We start from the raw sequence: 17,995 nt of genomic DNA, 5'->3' as shown, positions 1-17,995 counted from the left end.
TTATATAAAAAAGGGCTTTTTGGGAAATATTAAAACCAATAAATAGATTGTCGAAGGGAATATTCGAATGAAAGTGAGCCAGCTTTATACCGACCTGCAGCAAAATGAGGATCAGATCCGCTTAATTTATGCCAACTGCTCAGATCTTGTCTACCGCTCCTTCATTATCGAAGGTCACACGAAGGCAATCTTGATTTATATTGACGGTCTTTCTGACTCTGCTGGCATTGAAAAAAATGTTATCTGCCCCCTTATGCAAGAGGTAAACGGAAAACCATATGAAATAGGGGAGCTGGCGGAGCGAAAAATATCTGCTTCTCAAACAAAGCCTTTTACCACCTTCGAAGAGTGCGTCGAGTATTTATCGAATGGTCTTCCGATTTTGCTGCAGGATCATGAAGCAACGGGACTTGCATTGGGTCTGAACAAATGGGAGATGCGTTCTATTGAGGAGCCTGTGGCTGAATCTGGCATTCGAGGGCCTCGTGAAGGTTTTACCGAAACACTGCGTATTAATACCTCTCTTGTCCGCCGCATCGTGAAGAGCCCTCTACTCAAAATGGATTCTATGAAAATCGGCGGTTACACCCAAACGAATGTCGTCATTGCATACATTGAAAAGCTAGTCGATATAACATTGGTAGAAGAAGTGAAGAAACGATTGGAGCGTATTCAGATCGACGGTATTCTGGAAAGCGGATATATCGAAGAATTAATTGAGGATATGCCTTTATCACCCTTTCCGCAACTGCTTACAACCGAACGCCCTGATGTGACCTGTGCAAGTTTACTGGAAGGTCGGGTAGCAATAATGGTGGAAGGAACTCCATTTGTATTAGTCGCTCCCATAACCTTAATCTCCTTAATGCAGTCACCTGAAGATTACTATCAGCGGTTTTGGGTAAGCACCGCTATGCGTTGGCTTCGTTATTTATTTACATTGATTTCATTGATGCTTCCCTCGTTGTATGTAGCAACACTGTCCTTTCATCAAGAGATGGTACCCAGCTCCTTACTTATCAGCATGGCTGCATCGCGGGAAGCGGTGCCCTTCCCAGCATTAGTTGAAGCTCTTATTATGGAGGTCACCTTCGAAGCACTACGTGAAGCGGGTGTAAGGTTACCCAAGCAGATTGGCTCCGCCGTTAGTATTGTCGGAGCGCTCGTTATTGGACAAGCAGCCGTTCAAGCAGGCCTTGTATCTGCACCGATGGTCATTGTCGTGGCCATCACCGGGATTTCTTCCTTTATGATCCCACGGTACATTGCCGGTATTGCTATACGACTATTGCGTTTCCCGTTAATATTTCTCGCAGGTTCTTTAGGATTACTTGGTATTATGATGGGGGTTATCGCCCTTGTTCTCCATTTGTGTAGCCTGAAATCTTTTGGAGTTCCATATCTGTCTTCCCTCACAACTACAAGGTTGTGGGAACTGAAAGATGTTATGATCCGAGCTCCTTGGTGGATGATGGATACGCGTCCTCACCTTACTGGGAAATTCAACAAATATAGGCAACCAAAGCGAAAACCAAGGCCAAAACGAAGTGAGTAAGCCTTATTAAAAGAGTCGGCAGAAAAAGGGGGCTCAACCCGTGAAAATAGCCTTAAGGATATGTGTTTTGGTGTTCATATTGGTGCTTCTCGAAGGCTGTTGGGATCGTACTGAGCTCAACGATCTGGCAATAGTTACGGCGATGTCCTTCGATAAAGCGGAAGATAACCAAATAATAACTACAGTACAAATCATCGTTCCACAAAATCAAGGTGGTGGAGGTATGTCTGGCGCAGCAACCAGCGGGGCACCACATAAGACAACGATAAGAAGTGGAGTGGGAATCAATATTTCTGATTCCCTGTCTAAACTTCAACGAATCATACCTCGAAAAATGTTCTGGGGTCAGTGTAAAATTTTTATATTCAGCGAAGACGTCGCAAAAGCAGGTATTAAAGATGAATTCGATTTTTTGATGCGTCACCCTCAACCTAGAGAAAGAGCCTTTGTTTTTGTCAGTAAAGAAAAAGCGGCAAAGACGCTTGAAATGTTCCCACCTATCGAACGAAGCTCATCTGAGGTGCTAAGAAAATTGACCGAATTGAAAATTGGCATCAATGTAACACTTGAGCAGTTTAGCATTATGTTGAAAGGAGACGCTGAAGCTGCTGCACTTCCGCTTGTTTATATACTTCCAAAAGCCGAATACGCCGAACCGTTTCAAACGATCCCGTATATCATGGGCACCGCCCTTTTTAAAAAGGACAAAATGGTCGGACAAATTTCAGAAAAAACAACTCGCGGCGTGATGTGGATTATAAATAAAATCGATGATTACACGGTTACGTTTGAAATGAACGGGAAAGATGATTTTGTGTCCATTAAGCCGGTCAATGCCAAAGTTAAGCTCCTCCCAAAAATTCGTGGTGATAAATGGATGATGGAAATCCAGGTGAGAGCTACTGGTGACATTATTCAGAACGGCACCGACCTAAATCCTATGAATCCGAAGCTATTAAAGAAGATGGAAAGTGCTTTTGAAAAAGATATTAATACTCGAATTAAGCTAGCAATTCAAGAGGTCCAAAAACAAAAAAAGACAGACATATTAGGCTTTGCCAATGCCTTTCATCGGAAATATCCGAAACAATGGGAGAAAAACAAAGATCGCTGGGATGTCCTTTATCCTCAGGTCAAAGTAACGATTGATGTTACCGCATCCATTCTGCGTCCTGGACTGATTAACTCACCCGGTGGAATACCAATAGGAGAGGTGCAGCAAAAATGAGGATGGCTGTTTTTAGCGTCGTGACTATTGCGATACTGCTGATTCTGTGGTTAGACTGGCCGCAAATAAGAGCAAAGTCAAAAAGGGATAAGGTGGCGTTCATAACTCTTCTTCTTATCGGGTGGCTGCTGTCTTTGCTGGATCTGCCGAATACACCAGGCCCTGTATTAGTCCTCAAAACCATTTTCAAGCCCTTTAGAGGATGGGTAGAATAATATGTCGAGGTGATAAGCATGTTAGATAAAGGAAAAATATCAGCCGTTCAAATGTCGTTGCTGTTATATCCAACCGTCTTGGCAACAAGCTTTCTATCCATGCCGTCCCTTGCGGCCCAATATGCCCAAAATGACCTTTGGATGACGGGTATCCTCTCGTCTTTCTTCGGATTGCTTACCATATACGTTGCGACAAGGCTTCATGATCTCTTTCCAAAGGAGTCTATTATTCAGCAAAGTGAGCGCGTAATTGGAGTGCTGCCTGGAAAAATCATTGGAATCCTATTCTTTATATTTTATATACATGTCACAGGAATGATTGTCCGCATGTATACTGAATTCGTATCAGGACAATACCTGTTCAAAACACCACCACTACTCATCATTTTCATAATAGTCTTACTGTCCTCAATAGCTGTTCGGGGTGGAATAGAGACTCTGGCTAGATGTGCCGTTATTTTTACACCTATATTAATGTTTTCTTTATTGTTTCTTTTGCTTCTCTTTCCCTCTTTCGACGTACGAAACATCTTCCCTATTCTTAGCCATGGAATTATCCCCGTGCTCAAAGCTTCAGCTTTACCTCAGAGCTGGGTCAGTGAATTATTTTTTATTTCTTTCCTCTTACCCCATTTGACTGATCCTAAAAAGGGTAGAAAGTGGGGGTTCCTGACATTAGGTGCAATAGTGTTGAGTATTATTTATATGAATTTGATAACATTATTATTGCTTGGATCAGATACAGCAAACAAAACATATCCAATCCTTGTCGTATTCCGTTATATAAGCCTCGCCGGTATTTTTGAAAATCTAGAGTCGTTGTTGCTCGCGATGTGGATTGTCGGAAACTTCATCAAAATTAGCTTGTTTTTGTATGTAGCCTCCATTTCTTTCGCGCAAACGCTTCGTTTATCCGATTACCGCCCCTCTGTCTTCCCGCTTGGAATTCTAGTGATCGTATTCAGTTTATGGGATATTCCCAACTTTTCTAAATTGGGGGAACATTTAAGGTATGTCGCTCCATTCGAAATACCACTGGTGATGGTCCTTATTCCTGTACTGATACTTATTATTGCTCGTTTGCGTGGTATCAGAACCTCGAAGAGATAATATTTGTGCTGATAAGCAAAAAAGAGGCTTGTATAGCTGCATTAATCATGCTAACTCCCTGCCTCTTTATACATGTTTATGGAATTGGGGAGTTCGTGGTTGATTGATTAGGAATAGTTGCTAGGTGAGGTAGATGTTTTTATGGTCTACTATTATGAATTTTTCATATGATGAAATAAGTTTTATGAACCCTTTGTCATAAAATGGGCAAACTTCTCGATCGTTTCCAAGGATAGGCCCGAGCTGGATTTTTCTTTTCCTTTGACCATTCGCATAATAAATTTATCCATCAGGGATAGCTTATCGTAATAAATTTCATCTCCAAAAACCTCCGATGCAACCGCTGCATTCCGCAGATCCTCAGGGAAAGCCGTTCGAAGCTCCTCAGGCGCCTGCTCCTTCGATCCGGCACAAATAAACAGCCCCACTCTTTTACCGGCCAGATGTGATAATTGAAGACGAAACGGCAACAACCAAACATCTGATGGATGAGTTGCTGTTGTTCCTTTGTCGGATAGATTCAATACTTATAGGCTTTATGTTTACGGTTGTGTGAAGCAGAAACTTCATCCGATGCCAGCATGGCCACAAACCTCCTTTCATAGGGGTTATAGGAATATAATAGCACATATGTTCGATTCAATGCTAAAACCGCCGATTCTTCCCCAACCTATAGAGGTAGGGGTGTTCTCGGCTTTATTGATAAAGCATCGTTTCTATCACCGCTGTAGCCGATATACCGGGTTTTGCCAGCTTCCTTCGCGCGTTGGAGCACTTCAATAACTCCCCCCTCACGCAATACCTCTTCTCTGCAGCTGTGCAGATGAATCATATCTACGTATTCTGTATTTAAGCGCTTTAGGCTGCGATCAATGCTTTTTTCCAGCTACAAAAGATCCCAATCGGGATATTCCAAGCCCGCAGAATGCCCGCATTTGGTGAAGAGATAATAATCATTGCGGCGTCCTCCCAAGATCTTCCCAATCAGTTCCTCGCTGTTACCATAAAACTCAGCCGTGTCGATTAGGTTTAGTCCAGAGTCCAGAGCCCTTTTAGCAGACGATCCACCGTCCGCTCATCCGAGCTGCCGATTTCAGTACCACCAAATCCGAGGATGTTGACATCCATGTCCGTATTGACGTATTTGCGCTTTTCCATAGCAGCTGCCTCCTTTAGCACTTTGATGTGTCTCCCCTCTGGAAAAAAAGGAAACTTCGCTGCCCTCTAAGCGGTAGCGGCATTTAGTAATTTTCATGCTGTAAACTCATCCTTCTTTGGTTTTTTGACTGCTGGTTGAAATATAACATTCTTGAGACTTAATATGGTTAATATTAAATTTAGACTCAATAATCCTTTGTGCAAATCCGATAATCTAGTTCGTTCGATCCATTTATTAACCAATTCTCCAGTCATAGCTTGTCTCTCCATTCCATTGGAAATAGCAGCTAGGGGGAAATAAAACTCTACCCACGACTGCTTTGCCCATCTGTCATATTTATAATTGAAATCACCAATGGTCTCCATACGCTCCCACCTATAATTCCCCAGTATAACTAGTATACATAGTGACAATAAGCTGATGGTGAACATTTTGTAGCTAACTGGAATCCGCATCATTAGTAAGCCCTCCTGGGAAAATTTAATTGCCAAGACATACCATATCGATCTGCCTGATTTACATTTTATGCTATGCAGTATAGGATTGAAAGCTGTATATTATTTGTTATGGGCTTTATAAGATTAGGAGGTACTCTGAAGAATGAATCAACATTTTAGACATATCCATCCTCTAGCATGGACAATTATTATCGGTACAATGTTCGGTCGCCTCGTTACCTCCATGAGTATTCCATTTCTAGCCATCTATTTAACCCAGGTCCTTGGAGCTTCACCTACGCAAACCGGATTTACCGTAGCGGTAAGTTCGCTGGCGGGGGTGATGGTCAGTTTCTATGGAGGTTATATCTCTGATGTGTTTGGACGCAAAATCGTAATGCTGATCTCTGTTTTTGGATGGGCATTTGTATTTTTCGGTTTCTCTGCAGCCCAGCATCTATGGGTATTCTTCCTCGTAAATACACTAAACGGGTTATGCCGCGCCGTATTCGAACCCACTTCAAGGGCATTATTATCAGATATTACGCCTAAGGATCAAAGACTACTGGTATTTAACCTAAGATACGCTGCGATAAACCTGGGTGTTGTCTTTGGTCCAATCATTGGATTGCAACTCGGTTCAGCAAAGTCAACCTTCCCTTTTTTCATTGCTGGTATCGTCTATATCGCCTATGGTCTTGTCCTGTTTTTACAGTTTAAGGTGCATGGTTCCAGTCTTCCAGCCCGTTCCGCAGCCCAAGCACCTAAGTTAAGTGAAGCCCTCTCCACCGCTGGGCGGGATCGTGTGTTTTTACCTGTACTAATCGGTACAACCTTTTGTGTTCTAGGTTATGGTCACTTCAGTTCCACCTTGGCACAATACTTAGCCATGAATCCTCACTTTTCGAACGGTAAACAGTTATTCTCTTATATGCTTTCTCTTAATGCTGTAACCGTATTAGTAGTACAATATCCAATTGTTCGCACCGCAAGTAAATTTCCACCGCTTATTCCTTTAATTCTAGGGAATTTCTGTGTAGCGGTGAGTCTTTTACTATTCGGTTTTGCCGGGAGTATTGCTCTTCTAATGTTTAGTGTTGTTTTATTTACTGTAGGTGAAGTTCTGCTCTTTACCATGATGGATATGCTGATCGACCGGATTGCCAAGCCGGAATGGAAAGGCACTTATTACGGAACAATCGGTTTCAACAATTTCGGAAATGTTATGGCACCTATAGTGGGTGGCCTGTTGTTGGATCAATTTGGTGCTCACAACGGTCCAGCTGTCTTTTTACCTCTGGCTTTATCAGCAGCTTTGGGTCTGCCTTTCCTAATTACTGCTCATAGAAGACTAACCCTTAGAGAGAAGATTACCCTAAAGGATGCTGATTTCAGTGCGTGATTATTCTATAAGATAAAATAGAAATCTAGTTGGTTTACATAACTAATATTATGTAAACTTTATTTGAAGGGAATAAATTATGATAATAAACAAACAAGATTTCAATGTGAATGGATTAACATATACGGTCAGATCTGCAGTCGATAAAGATGCATTAGCTTTGTCTGAACTAAGACTACAGATTGATGGGGAGACCGAAAATTTAGACAGAGAGAAAGGCGAAGGGTTTATTGATGCCTCTGGTTTCGAACAATTGATCCAATCAGATACTGAAAATAAAAGGAACTTATTTCTAGTAGCAGTTGTTTATGATCGGATTGTTGGATTTTCTAGATGTGAAGGAAATCATTTACTTAGAAGTTCTCATAAAGTAGAGTTCGGAATCTGCGTACTAAAGGAGTTTTGGGGCTTTCATATGGGTAAAAATCTTCTTATGGAATCCGTCTCTTGGGCAGACACCAATGGTATTACAAAAATCACTTTGAATGTGCTAGAAACAAACGAAAAAGCTATTAAACTCTATACAAAGCTTGGTTTTGAGGTAGAGGGAATACTAAAGAAAGATAAGATTCTTTCTGACGGTTTATACTACAACACTATAGTTATGGGGAGATTTCTCCACAAATCATAAAATCATCTTAAATCGGTAAGGAGAACAAATCTGCATGAACCCCTTTCAGATGGATCCTAGTGCTTTATCGGTAACATGGAATAACAGCACCCTCTTGTTTTTGCCCAAGGAGTTCGCGTTGTTGGAGTACTTGTATCTAAATAACGGTCAAACCTTATCAAGGGAACAGCTTCTAAATGCGGTATGGACATTAGAGGAACCTACAGATCGAACCGTGGATGATCATATCTATCGATTGCGTAAAAAACTGCGGGCCTGGCATCCAATGATCAATATTGAAACGTTGCGGGGCTTAGGGTACCGATTACAACTATTGAAATCACAGCATCAGGAGAATCCACTGCTTCACAATCCTACATATAAAGAAGATATGCGGGATATCTCAGACATGTATCTCAGGTATGGCCGCGGAGATGCTCTATTTGCTTTAGCTCAGAATAAAGAAATTTTTGGATTTGAACTGGAAAGTCCTCTTCAGGTCATCGTCGATCTAATGCAGGGTGGTGTCGAAGTTCTCTTAGAGGAAGGGAAATTGCCTATAGAGGAACGTCTCTTCACTTTGCTGGTTCTATACCAAATGATCGACCCTAGTGGAAATCGAAAATATCTAGAAGCCGCTCTTCGAGGTAAAGTTCTTTCACCCCTCTTACATCATGAGATTGAGGTTATAATCTATCCTTCCATACTAATGGACTGGGGGGACCTTAAGGGAGCTAAGTTAAAGCTGGATGCCCTAGCTGCTGAAGTCGAACGCCAGGGATGGGACGGATTAATCCCTTACGTGAATAATATGAAGCTGGAATATGATCTCCATACACAGAATTGGTCTGCTCTTGAGAAAGATATTGTGTGGGCGGAAGAACAATGGAACAAGTATCCCTATCTGCGGGAAAAAGGACAACTCCTTATTTTCAAAGGCCTAGCTTTATACCGATCAAATCATAAGGAAGCCACCCATCTAATGAATGAAGGAATTTCAATTATAAAAGAAACTCATTTCACTACCCATTTGCTCAGGGGGTTGCAAACTATCCTGTATTTCTCCAAAACGTTCGGATGGAAGGAACTTTACGAAACGTACGACAAAGAATGGGGTCGCTTATTGGTTCACGTTGGAATTGCTGAAGTGAAGGATCGAATGGATCAGTTACTTCATTCCTATTTACGGGAATATTTATGATTCCCTCTGATATTCCTCTGACATAGAACCTTTACTTTTAAGGAAATGAATGTTGGAGGTAAAGGTATATATGGAATCTGTAATAAAAAATAAGAAACAAGCTTTTTGGTCACCGTTGCAGCGCCCGCAATTTCGAAGATTATTTATAGGTCAACTGTTATCGGATTTAGCCAATTGGCTAGACTTCGTAGCGTTAGGTACTTTACTCGTATATGGTTGGGGACAAGGTTCCCTTGCCTTAGCAGCGCTGTCTGTCTCTATGGGGCTTCCTTGGGTTATTGTGGGTCCGCTTCTAAGCGCACGTTGCAGTCAATTTTCGGGACGCAGATTACTTATACTGTGTGACATCCTAAGAGCATTCCTTCTCCTGGGGCTGATTTGGTCCGATTCGCTCGCTATCCTTCTTCTTTTTGTCTTCCTCAAAATGAGTGTTAGTTCGGTTTTTGATCCGATTAGACAACATGCTGTGAAAAACCTGACTGAACCCGATCAATGGGCACAATCCTCTTCTTTAAGCCAATTGTCCGTTAATCTTATGAAAATTGTTGGGCCAATGGCCGGCGGAGGACTGCTCGCACTATGGGGAGACCGTTCACCCTTTTTAATTGGGGCCTGCTGTTATGCTATATCTGCATTGGTCCTTTTCGGGCTGCGAGAATGGTCAGTTCCTAGTGAAACAAAAAATGAGGGCAAATCTAAATCTGTTATCCATGAAGCTTGGCAACATGTTACTCTACACCCTGAATTGAAAGCAGGAATAATATATTCGGCGCTCCTCTTCTTCCTAATCTTTGTGTATGATGGTTTATTCGTTATGGTCGCAAAAGAGGCTGGAATGGATGAAAGCCAATTCGGCCTGATTATCGGGTCCGTTGGAATCGGCAGTGTGCTTGGTGCGCTTGCAGCAGGACAATGGAACGGATGGCAGCAGCATCCTTTATCCAGCATGACATTGGCAGGAATGGTTACCGGGGTTTTGGTTGGTGCCGTAGGAGTCGGAGCCTTAGGATGGTTTCCGAATGAATTAGGGTTCTGGGTGATGATTTGCATTCTTCTGGGCGCCTGTGGAGCCTTTTCCTTGGTTCCCTTTGGATATCTGCTGCAGAAGGAAACTACAGATCAAACGATTGTTCCTGTCAGTGCTCTCTCCAATGCGCTGCAAACCGGCTCTATGTTAATTGCACCTATTTTGGGTGCTTTTGCAGCAGAGTGGATTAGAGCCGGAGGAGTATTCTTAATTGTAGGATGTTTGACGTCACTGATGGCTGGAATATATCGTTTACGGGTGCAGAGAACTCTAAAAAAGAGAGAACTTTTATAAGCTCTACAGACGAGTATCTTTTATTCTAATATTGTTACTGAATAGACTGGAATCGCTAGTTAACTTGTATGAAGGATAGCTCTCGTCCGCTTCCAGACGCATGACTTCATCAAACAAAGACTCTTGCTGACGGTCACACAAGAACACGAACGGTTCTTTTTGAATTTCAATGTCCGTATGAAGTGGCTCACTCACGATTAAGATGACAATCACTCCATTACAGCCACATCCCTCTGTATCATAAAAGATCTTAAAGCAACCCTGTTGATCTACAAGGCTCTCTTCTAATCGTTTTGTGGTCAGGTCGTTTAATTTTATAATCATGGAATGTTCTCTCCTTAAATTTAAGTAAGTTCGAGTTATGTTCGAGGACATTACCACAGATTATAATTCTAATATCCGCAGGACTCCTGTGACGGCAGTCACTTCTATTTTGACAGATATTATCCTCTAAGGGCTATCCTATTTTCACGGCCGCCAAAAAGTTGAACAGTCTGCCTTATCCCAAATATTAAACTCGATCAATTTCTCAAGTAATGAGAAATCAACCGGACTATCCCACTGGATACGTATTAACAGCTTGGTGTGATCATATCCAGCCTGCACAATTTCATCAGAAAAATGATTAATCCCTACCCTTTCTGAGGCAACAGCTAAATGCTGTTTGGCTACGCTAAAGCCAATAATAAATGTGTCGTGATCGGTAAACATAGGCTGATTCCACGCAATTTTTGGCATTAAATTTGGAAATTTCTTAGTTATCCAAACCAAAACATCTTCTGTTCGGGCCCGATGTTGCGGGTAATCAATAACAATCATAATATATTTTATAACAATTAAAATATATTGTAAAACGATAAACTTTGTGTTAAGTTCAAATTGAAAATAACTATGTGAGGTGCATTTTATGGAACGAGGAAAAACACTCTTTTTAAAGGTATCTGTTTTTCTTATTGGAATTCCGATTCTTGCTATGTGTATATTTGGGTTGCCTGGGATAGCAAATGAAGCAGCAGAACATTACCCGGCTTACTGGATATATCCCGTTATAATCGGTTTGTATGCAACGGCGATATCGTATTTCGTTGCCTTGTATCAGGCTTTAAGACTTTTAAGCTATATTGATAAGAACAAAGCTTTCTCAGAATTATCTGTAAGACCTTTAAAGAATATAAAATACTGTGCATTCACAATCAGTATTTTGTTTGCGACATTCATGCCATTCTTATTTCTTGTGGCACAGGAAGACGACGCCCCAGGTCTCGCAGCACTCGGTTTGGTCATTACTTTTACTTCAATTGTGATTGCAGTTTTTGCTTCTGTTCTGCAAAAGCTATTAAAAAATACCATAGATATAAAATCAGAAAATGACTTAACGGTCTGAGGTAAATTAACATTATAAAATATGGAAAGGCAAAAGGCCCTTGAAAATTTCACTTTAATACAATATTTTTGGTTTTCTATTGTGAATTTTTCATATAATGAAATTTAATTAGTGTGTCATCGATTGAGCGAACTTTTCGATTGTTTCGAGGGAGAGTCCCGAACCAGACTTTTGCTCTTTCCCCTTTACCATCCGCAGAATAAATTTATCTATAAGAGACAATTTGCTGTAATAAATTTCGTCTCCAAACACTTCCGTAGCTACAGCTGCTTGCAGAAGCACTTCCGGGAATGCCGTTTGCAGTTCCTGTGCGGCTTGATCCTTGTTACCTGCACAAATAAAGAGTCCCACTCTTTTACTGGCGAGCTGAGGCATTACTTTATTCACAAAAGCAGTCATTTCCTTTTGTATTTTCCCATAATAAATCGATCCACCCAGTATAACTGTGTCATATTCCCGAAGCGATGGCTCTTGTGTACGCCGCAAATTGATAACCTCAACCTCTCCACCCATACGGGACTTCAATACATCAGCTGCCTTTTCCGTGCATCCGTACTTCGAGGTATATACGATAATCGTCTTCATTATGAACCTCTCCTTTTCGTAATCTGTATTATATTGTTGTGGTACCTGTTTCCCTGACGTTCTTCAGTAAAATAATAAAACATACTATGATCCCAGCATTAAAAACCGGAAAAATGATAGCCTCCACAGGTGACACATCAACGCCCGCATAAATCATAGCACCCAGCATCGCACTAATCGAAGTCAACAAGCTAACTCCTTTAATGATTACAACAGATGCCAATAAATAACCGAAGGCTTGTCTACGGATCACCATATAACCGGTAATAACTGCTAGCGGAACTATAATTGCAAGATCCATCGCTTGAATCGTTAAAGTTGTGTAATGTTGCAGTATATCTGGAGTAGACCCCTCTATTAAAGGATTCACAATCTTGCCCAGCCACATCATCGCTATAACAAAACCAATGAACCATAGAAAAGCTCCAATCGATTTCGCCGGTAATTTATCATTAAAATAATTATGCAGAGTTGACTTATCAAAGGAAGTTATCGATAAAATAAAGGCGAAGAGGCTAGTTGAAAACAAAGCGACATACACGAGAAACATGGAGTTATACATGGCCAGAAAAGAGTAAGAAGCATAGGTATACAAAAAAAATCCCAGCGTCCCGGTTAACATCAGGCGGCCTTTAATCAACCCTTTTACCGTCATTATTAAGGAGAGGATCAGTAATGGTATCCCCAGGAACAATGTGACACCATCTTGTGCTCTAGCCTGGGCCGCCATGGAAACGGATTCATGTGAATAGAGTCCTTTCCCGTAAATCTGTACCGTTTCACCCCGAATGGACGTAAATGAATACTCACCTGTCCCCCCACTTGAGAACAAACCGAAACCCGCTGCAGCAACCGATAACACAATAATGATCAGACTTAGCACACCCACTGCCCTAATATTCTTAATCAAAATGCTCCCCCCATCGGCAAATTAACTTATTATGATTGATTCGCAATAACCAGCATCGTATCTAGATAATGAGAGATCAATGCTTCTCTCTGTTCTACAGGCAGTTCCTTCTCCACCGTCAAACGTATAATTAACCCAAATGCTGCGCTCCAAATGACTTGGGCAGTCAATTCTATATATACCTGATCCTTCTCTTTTATATGCTGAAATTGGCCTAAACAGTGACATAACATGTCAATCGCTTTGCGCTCCTGTGCAGCTCCTCTAAACAATACGGAGGTATGGCTTAATACCGCAGGGGAATCATTTAACATCACATTCGGGTACTGCGAACCTTCCTCGAGTGCCATCGTGATAAATTGCTGTAAAGATTGCTTCAGAATGAGGCTTGGATCCCCTCCCATTTCTTCCCCCTGAGCAGAACGGATACCTGAAACCATATCTTGATAACCTTTTTGAAGAAGATGTTCTATGATGTCATTTTTATTTTGAAAATAGTGGTAAATAATCCCGGCGGAGTACTCCATTTTTTGGGAAATCTTCCGAATGGACAGCCTTTCAATACCCTCCTCTGCAATGATTTGACCTGCAGCATCCAATATAATCTTCCGCATTTCTTCTCTTTCACGTTCTTTTCTGATTTCCTTAGTCATTTATGATCATCCTTATAGGTTGTATTGTCTGAAAAATAACATCGTTCAATCTATTGAACAGTGTTAAATATATCTTTTTCATTACACGAAGTCAATCCGTTCAGTAATAAATAGGCACTCTTCCATCCATAAAAATCAATATTCTTCGCAAAAATTCACGAAACTCATCAGTAGTTACTTCCAGCGGAAATACTGCTGAAGCAGGTCGCTTTGGATCAAAACGAAAACAAGCCATCCCCCAATAAACCGGAGACTGGCTCGTAAATAACATGTACAGCTTTGAAGTGCAAAACTGACTCGTTCGTGAAAAATATACAAGGAAAATAAGAATATTCAATGACTTAAGACCGTAGGCCGGATGCATTTGAACACTTAATCAGTGTAATATCTTCCTCTAAAATCAACTTCCTCGTATTCCCTCGGTGCGTACCAAGAGACAGCTTGCCGGCTCCAAGCGTGTTACCTGAAGACTGACATCTATGTGTTACTTCTCAATCATTAACCACAACAGCTGCGAAGGGGAAGTTACGTTGAATTTACGCCTTAAATCTCGACCAACTCACGAAGATGTATTGGTGTTTATGGAATTTATGACTTCGTCCGCGGATGCGCTAATGCTGCCATATACTTTTATTATAACTACATCATTTCAGTAGATATAGAGGATATTAAAAAACTGTCCGCTGAGTTTTTTCTCGTCCAGAATCTCGTTCAGTAATATCCAAACTATAGTTCTCGCTATAAAAGAACATTCAAGAAAGGAACCCAAACGAAGAAGATGTATTGAACCTGATGTACGAGTTGCTTAAACGACCCAATTTATTTACCTCAGACTACGATGAAAAATATAATAACTGTGGGATTTATCACTCTATCAATGATATTTATGTTATAACAATATTAAAAACCGCAAAGATTTTGGAAGTATATTTTGATCTCGGTGACGTAACAATCACAACAAAGGATACAAGCGATCTTGCAACCAAGTTTAGGCTCGTTCAACAACTTATAGTATAGATATATAAGAGGATAAAGGAGCCGATCCACCGGCTCCCCTTCCCCTGCACATATTCTCTCGATGCGCTAGCTCTGCTAGATGACGCTCAAGTTTTTTCCGTTAACGACCGAGACAGCTAACATTTGCCTCACAAAATCCAACAACAGCCCCTGACTAGGCACAACAAAAAACCGCCGAGCCCAAGGATAATAAATAATCCAAGGCAGAGCGGTCTTTCTCTTTCTCATTCGAATGATCTTATTCCAGTGCGTACAAATATCCGTCCATGGATGCATAATAAACGACGCCGTCCGCCACAATAGGCGAAGACAAAATCGGAGCCTTCGTCCCTTCGAAGCGCCAAAGCTCTTTCTGCGTTTCTAAATCCACGGCATAGAATGCGTCCCTGTTTTTCCAATTCGTATGAGCGGTTCCGAAATACAGGACATTATCGACGATTGCAGGAGAAGAGAACACTCTGCTATCTGCATAGAAGTCGAAGCTGTGCTCCCCTGACTGACGTTCGAATACATGAATCCTGAAAGAGTCTGACGAGCCGATTGCAACATATTTATCGTTGACCGAGGCTGAAGACACGACCCAGGAACCCCCAGGCGACATATAATTCCATAGTTGCTCGCCGGTCTTGGCATCGATGGCGTAGACATTCGTATCGCGAGAGCCGTAGTACAAGACGCCGTCTTTATAGGCGAGACTGGATTGCACCTGTCTATTTTTTGTACTCCACTTTCTCTCGCCTGTCAACTGATCAAGAGCAACAACTTGCCCCGACATATCAGCAATAAAAACATTCCCTTCCGCCAGCGCCGCCTTGCCGTGGACAAACGCTCCTGTTTTGTAGGTCCAACCGATCTTTCCGTCCTTCCGGTTAACCGCGTAGAAGGAAGGGCCCTCACCGCCTACATAAATGACATCCTGCTCTACAGCCGGCGAGCCGATATAATAGTCCCACTCATCCGTAAACTCCCCCGTGCTGATTGGGTTATCCATAGCGAGCGACCATTTCACCGTGCCTGTTGTACGTTCCAGCGCATATAAGGTCGACGTGCTGTCGGTAAAATAAAGCTCATCCTCATAAACCGCCGCGGTTGATCTAATCTTCCCCTCAAACTCTGCATTCCAGAGTATTTTGCCATTCTTGGCATTGACAGCGTAAAACTGTCCGGCTTCATCTCCAAAATACAACGTGCCGTCCATTAGCACAGGAGAGCTGTGAATATCATTCTCCAGCTTAAGCTGCCACTTCTCCCCGGTTAGCTTCGGCACTCCTTTCGTTACATACACTCCTGTGTTTTGATTGTCGCCCCGGAATATGGCTGAGCTACCGCTCTCCTCTTCGACATTGGCGCTGCAGCCGACGCATATCAGCGCCAAACTCAAAATGGACCCGAAAAATCGTTTGTTCATTTACTTCCCCTCCGTTGTTATGGATAGTTTTTATGCACCCTCCAATTAGTTAGATGCCGGGGAAGAGATAAGTCTTACAATCTTTTTTCAACATAAAAAATTCAGCATCGTCTTCAAGTGCTCCAGTCCGCGCCGTTCGCTTGCTTTAGCCTGCTCGAGCAGCGCTATGCCCTCGTTTCTAAGTGAATTGATCTCCATATTGCCTCCGTCCGGAAAAGGAAATCGCTTTCGCAAATCGGCAAGCGCAGCGGCTGCTGCTGCATAATACTGTGCGGCTGCTGCAGCTGCCGGGGCGATTAACTTCCCGTATTCCCCGTAGACCGCTGCTTCCTTAGCGATTCCCTCAAGAAATTGGACGGCAAAATAACGAGCGTTCGATGTGCACCAAACCGTATAAGCATGGGCTGCAGCATTTATTCCTTTATCCCGCAAAGCCTCTATCCACACGTCGTATGCTGCAATTCCTTGAACGTATTCCTGCTTTATGGTACGCTCCTGGCCTTCTGAGTGCGTGATAATGATACTTAGAGCTCCGCGCAAAGCAGCCGCCGGCTCGATGTCATATGCGTTGCCTAAGGATAAAAGAAACAAATCCGCGCTCCAATCTCGTCCGAACCGCTCGTATGGCAATATGGTTGACTCGAACAATCCCGTAACCCGAAAGATTCGCGATTCATCATTATAACCGTTGATTAAGGCAAAAAAAGGCTGTTCGACCCCCCATACAATGACCGGCATGCCTTGATCAATCGCGTTGTGAACGAAGGAGAACGCCTCGAGGACCAGATCATCCGTCTGAGGGATTCGCAGCCCTTCTCCGATCGTCCTGGCGCCAAATCCCATATTCAGCAAGCCTTTACTGAACATGCTCCGCCAGCTGTACGCTGTCGGTCCCGTCAAATCGAGATGATCGCGGTGGATTTGCAGGCGGAAGGCTTGACCGGTTAATCCCATAATATCCGCCATGCTATAATGATTTTTCTCCGTATATTGAACAGCGTGTATAACGCTAAGAGCGAACGTGTCCCATACTTCTCCGAAGTAAATGCCACGATCGCCGAGGTGTTTGTTTACTGCTGTATTTTTTTTGGCGCGTTCACTCAAGTATCTCGTCAAATTTGATTGAAAATGTTTATTCTGAAGCTTGCGTCTGGACCTTGATAAGGTGGTATATACGTTTGTGGAGGATATCTTGCACATTGCTGCGATTTCATGAGTTGAATAGTGATTGAAGAAATGAGCCTCGAACACTTCTCTTTCTTTAGGGTTCAGGTTATAAAGCAGGCTGAGAATCATAGCGGACGTTTCCTGCCTGACCGCTGCTTGAAAGGGATCCTGATCAGCTTGTTGAATTTGTTCGGAGTTCCGCGCCAATTGATTCAGGATCAGCTCGATTGGATCGTCCGTCCCTGTCTCGCTGGCATCCGATGCTCGCGTAAAAGCCGAGAATGGCCGCTCCTTCGCATATGGTCCGCCGCGTCTGACAAGCATAAGCGCTTGGTTGCGAATAATCCGTTGAAACCAAGGCACAAAACGGTCGATATGCTCCAGCGAATCCAGCTGCATAAAAGCGTTAATCAACGCCTCCTGCACGACGTCTTCGGCCAGATGAGCGTCATTCGTTATTTTTCCCGCCCAATTCAGCGCCTTCTTCCGATGCCGCAGCACCAGCTCGTTGAACGCTCCGTTCTGTCCGGTTCGAGCTTGCGTCACTAATGCATCGTCTGACAGTTTATGTAATGGACTGCCCTCTATCATTCCCAGCTTCTCCCCCTGTTCTTCACGTTAAAAACTGCGGAT

The 17,995-nt window shown here is 42.6% G+C and carries 18 protein-coding genes and 1 pseudogene; 9 read left to right on the top strand and 10 right to left on the bottom strand.

Annotated features, from left to right (window positions below; translation table 11 throughout):
- The first annotated feature begins 67 nt into the window (after positions 1-67).
- From J2T20_RS12830 to J2T20_RS12815, 4 genes are read left to right on the top strand one after another with little or no spacing between them, the layout of a single operon-like run.
- Positions 68-1,555, top strand: coding sequence for a spore germination protein (locus J2T20_RS12830; protein WP_307588879.1), 1,488 nt, complete (start codon positions 68-70; stop codon positions 1,553-1,555).
- A 40-nt stretch (positions 1,556-1,595) separates the two neighbouring features.
- Positions 1,596-2,783 (top strand): Ger(x)C family spore germination protein, encoded by a 1,188-nt coding sequence (locus J2T20_RS12825; RefSeq protein ID WP_307588877.1) that lies wholly within the window; start codon positions 1,596-1,598, stop codon positions 2,781-2,783.
- Complete coding sequence (locus J2T20_RS12820) at positions 2,780-2,998, top strand: hypothetical protein (RefSeq protein ID WP_307588875.1); 219 nt, start codon at positions 2,780-2,782, stop codon at positions 2,996-2,998. The genes J2T20_RS12825 and J2T20_RS12820 overlap by 4 nt, the downstream gene beginning before the upstream one ends.
- A gap of 18 nt (positions 2,999-3,016) precedes the next feature.
- Positions 3,017-4,108: a GerAB/ArcD/ProY family transporter gene (locus tag J2T20_RS12815; RefSeq protein WP_307588873.1), complete on the top strand. Its 1,092-nt coding sequence runs from the start codon at positions 3,017-3,019 to the stop codon at positions 4,106-4,108.
- A 182-nt stretch (positions 4,109-4,290) separates the two neighbouring features.
- On the opposite strand, the gene J2T20_RS12810 is transcribed toward J2T20_RS12815, so the two are convergent.
- From J2T20_RS12810 to J2T20_RS12800, 3 genes and pseudogenes are all read right to left on the bottom strand, one after another.
- Positions 4,291-4,578, bottom strand: coding sequence for a flavodoxin domain-containing protein (locus tag J2T20_RS12810; RefSeq protein WP_307588871.1), 288 nt, complete (start codon positions 4,576-4,578; stop codon positions 4,291-4,293).
- Between the two features lie 233 nt (positions 4,579-4,811).
- Positions 4,812-5,266 (bottom strand): annotated as a pseudogene (locus J2T20_RS12805) (aldo/keto reductase); the annotation flags it as partial.
- Between the two features lie 93 nt (positions 5,267-5,359).
- Positions 5,360-5,725, bottom strand: a complete 366-nt coding sequence (locus tag J2T20_RS12800; RefSeq protein ID WP_307588869.1) for a hypothetical protein — start codon at positions 5,723-5,725, stop codon at positions 5,360-5,362.
- A 142-nt stretch (positions 5,726-5,867) separates the two neighbouring features.
- Here J2T20_RS12800 and J2T20_RS12795 point away from each other — a divergent pair, with 142 nt between their 5' ends.
- The 4 genes from J2T20_RS12795 (at position 5,868) to J2T20_RS12780 (ending at position 10,238) form a co-directional block, all read left to right on the top strand.
- Complete coding sequence (locus tag J2T20_RS12795) at positions 5,868-7,106, top strand: MDR family MFS transporter (RefSeq protein WP_307588868.1); 1,239 nt, start codon at positions 5,868-5,870, stop codon at positions 7,104-7,106.
- 79 nt (positions 7,107-7,185) lie between these two features.
- Positions 7,186-7,737: a GNAT family N-acetyltransferase gene (locus tag J2T20_RS12790; RefSeq protein ID WP_307588867.1), complete on the top strand. Its 552-nt coding sequence runs from the start codon at positions 7,186-7,188 to the stop codon at positions 7,735-7,737.
- Between the two features lie 34 nt (positions 7,738-7,771).
- Positions 7,772-8,917 carry a winged helix-turn-helix domain-containing protein gene (locus J2T20_RS12785; RefSeq protein ID WP_307588865.1) on the top strand — a complete coding sequence of 382 codons (1,146 nt, stop codon included), beginning with the start codon at positions 7,772-7,774 and terminating at the stop codon, positions 8,915-8,917.
- A 70-nt stretch (positions 8,918-8,987) separates the two neighbouring features.
- Positions 8,988-10,238 (top strand): MFS transporter, encoded by a 1,251-nt coding sequence (locus J2T20_RS12780; protein WP_307588863.1) that lies wholly within the window; start codon positions 8,988-8,990, stop codon positions 10,236-10,238.
- 3 nt (positions 10,239-10,241) lie between these two features.
- Here the strand turns inward: J2T20_RS12780 and J2T20_RS12775 are convergent, their stop codons facing one another.
- Both J2T20_RS12775 and J2T20_RS12770 read right to left on the bottom strand, forming a co-directional pair.
- Entirely contained in the window at positions 10,242-10,562 is a 321-nt protein-coding gene (locus J2T20_RS12775) for an iron-sulfur cluster biosynthesis family protein (RefSeq protein WP_307588861.1), read from the bottom strand.
- Between the two features lie 144 nt (positions 10,563-10,706).
- Positions 10,707-11,057 carry an iron chaperone gene (locus tag J2T20_RS12770; RefSeq protein WP_307588859.1) on the bottom strand — a complete coding sequence of 117 codons (351 nt, stop codon included), beginning with the start codon at positions 11,055-11,057 and terminating at the stop codon, positions 10,707-10,709.
- A gap of 88 nt (positions 11,058-11,145) precedes the next feature.
- Here J2T20_RS12770 and J2T20_RS12765 point away from each other — a divergent pair, with 88 nt between their 5' ends.
- Positions 11,146-11,622 carry a DUF2975 domain-containing protein gene (locus tag J2T20_RS12765; protein WP_307588858.1) on the top strand — a complete coding sequence of 159 codons (477 nt, stop codon included), beginning with the start codon at positions 11,146-11,148 and terminating at the stop codon, positions 11,620-11,622.
- A 108-nt stretch (positions 11,623-11,730) separates the two neighbouring features.
- Here J2T20_RS12765 and J2T20_RS12760 read toward each other — a convergent pair whose 3' ends face one another.
- The 5 genes from J2T20_RS12760 to J2T20_RS12740 form a co-directional block, all read right to left on the bottom strand.
- Positions 11,731-12,207, bottom strand: a complete 477-nt coding sequence (locus tag J2T20_RS12760; protein WP_307588856.1) for a flavodoxin domain-containing protein — start codon at positions 12,205-12,207, stop codon at positions 11,731-11,733.
- 28 nt (positions 12,208-12,235) lie between these two features.
- Entirely contained in the window at positions 12,236-13,117 is an 882-nt protein-coding gene (locus J2T20_RS12755) for a hypothetical protein (RefSeq protein WP_307588854.1), read from the bottom strand.
- 29 nt (positions 13,118-13,146) lie between these two features.
- Positions 13,147-13,770, bottom strand: coding sequence for a TetR/AcrR family transcriptional regulator (locus J2T20_RS12750; protein WP_307588852.1), 624 nt, complete (start codon positions 13,768-13,770; stop codon positions 13,147-13,149).
- Between the two features lie 1,255 nt (positions 13,771-15,025).
- Positions 15,026-16,195, bottom strand: a complete 1,170-nt coding sequence (locus J2T20_RS12745; protein ID WP_307588850.1) for an outer membrane protein assembly factor BamB family protein — start codon at positions 16,193-16,195, stop codon at positions 15,026-15,028.
- 87 nt (positions 16,196-16,282) lie between these two features.
- Positions 16,283-17,953, bottom strand: coding sequence for an RNA polymerase sigma factor (locus J2T20_RS12740; RefSeq protein WP_307588848.1), 1,671 nt, complete (start codon positions 17,951-17,953; stop codon positions 16,283-16,285).
- Between the last annotated feature and the right edge of the window lie 42 nt (positions 17,954-17,995).

This window comes from Paenibacillus wynnii, from assembly GCF_030812855.1.
In the GTDB taxonomy this organism is placed as follows: Bacteria; Bacillota; Bacilli; order Paenibacillales; family Paenibacillaceae; genus Paenibacillus_AQ; species Paenibacillus_AQ wynnii_A.
Note: the sequence above shows the minus strand (reverse complement) of the source record. Positions and strands in the feature narration are given on the sequence as shown.